Origin of the sequence: Verminephrobacter aporrectodeae subsp. tuberculatae At4 (assembly GCF_000193225.1) — a bacterium.
Taxonomy (GTDB): Bacteria; Pseudomonadota; Gammaproteobacteria; order Burkholderiales; family Burkholderiaceae_C; genus Acidovorax; species Acidovorax aporrectodeae.
In genome coordinates this window covers 1-1,079 of the sequence record NZ_AFAL01000121.1, presented here as the reverse complement: position 1 = coordinate 1,079, position 1,079 = coordinate 1, and the positions used below count along the sequence as shown (strand labels likewise).

1 protein-coding gene and 1 pseudogene are annotated in these 1,079 nt (G+C 64.2%); both read left to right on the top strand.

What is annotated here, in order from left to right:
- Positions 1 to 204, top strand: a pseudogene (locus VTU_RS0104705) (LysR family transcriptional regulator); the annotation flags it as partial.
- A gap of 92 nt (positions 205 to 296) precedes the next feature.
- Positions 297 to 1,079, top strand: a 783-nt coding sequence (gene tcuA / locus VTU_RS0104700) for an FAD-dependent tricarballylate dehydrogenase TcuA (protein ID WP_010101344.1), incomplete at its 3' end; no start/stop codon positions are given.

Here is a 1,079-nt window from a genome sequence, read left to right as displayed (position 1 = left end):
CGTTTTCCCGACGCCGGGCAGCGCTTTCAGTGGGCCCGGATCGACGACAGTGAAGTACGCCGCAGCAATATCCTGTGCAGTCTTTCCGAGGAGGAGCTTTCTTCGGCGGCGATCGCAACCAAAATGGTGATCCGCGATTGCGTGCAGACCTTGGTCGAAAACGGCAGTTGGTCCGGGGTGACGTCCCGGTATCACGATTCATGATGCCCCCATGCGATCACTGCGCTGGGCGAGAACCATTTCCTTGACTACATTGCTGCGAATCAGGGCTTGAACGCAGCAAAGGAACGGTTGTTTTGGACCATGACGTACTGGTCATTGGCGGCGGAAACGCCGCGCTGTGCGCCGCCCTGATGGCGCGCGAAGCGGGGGCTGGCGTTTTGCTGCTCGAGGCCGCGCCCAAGGAATGGCGTGGGGGAAATTCAGCGCACACGCGCAACCTGCGCTGCATGCACGACGCGCCGCAGGATGTCCTGGTCGGCGCCTACCCGGAACAGGAATACTGGCAGGACCTGCTCAAGGTCACCGAAGGGCAAACGAACGAGCATTTGGCGCGGCTGATCATCCGCGCCTCCTCGACCTGCCGGGACTGGATGCGCCGGCATGGCGTGCATTTCCAGCCCGCGCTCTCGGGCACCCTGCAGGTGGCCCGCACGAACGCCTTCTTCATGGGCGGGGGCAAGGCCCTGGTGAATGCCTACTACCGCAGTGCGCAGCGCCTGGGCGTTGCCCTGCGCTACGGGTCGCCGGTCGATCGGCTCGAAATCGGGCAAGGCCGGTTCGTTGCCGCCCATGCCAACGGCGAACGCATCCGCGCCAAAGCCTGTGTTCTTGCCGCGGGCGGGTTCGAATCGAACCGGCAATGGCTGCGCCAGGCCTGGGGACAAAATGAACGCGGGGAATGGCCGACGGACAACTTTCTGATCCGCGGCACCGAATACAACCAAGGGGTGCTGCTCCGGCATCTGCTTGAGGAGCACGGCGCCGACCGCATCGGGGACGCGACGCAGGCGCATATGGTGGCGATCGACGCGCGCGCGCCCTTGTACGGCGGTGGAATATGCACCCGCATCGACTGC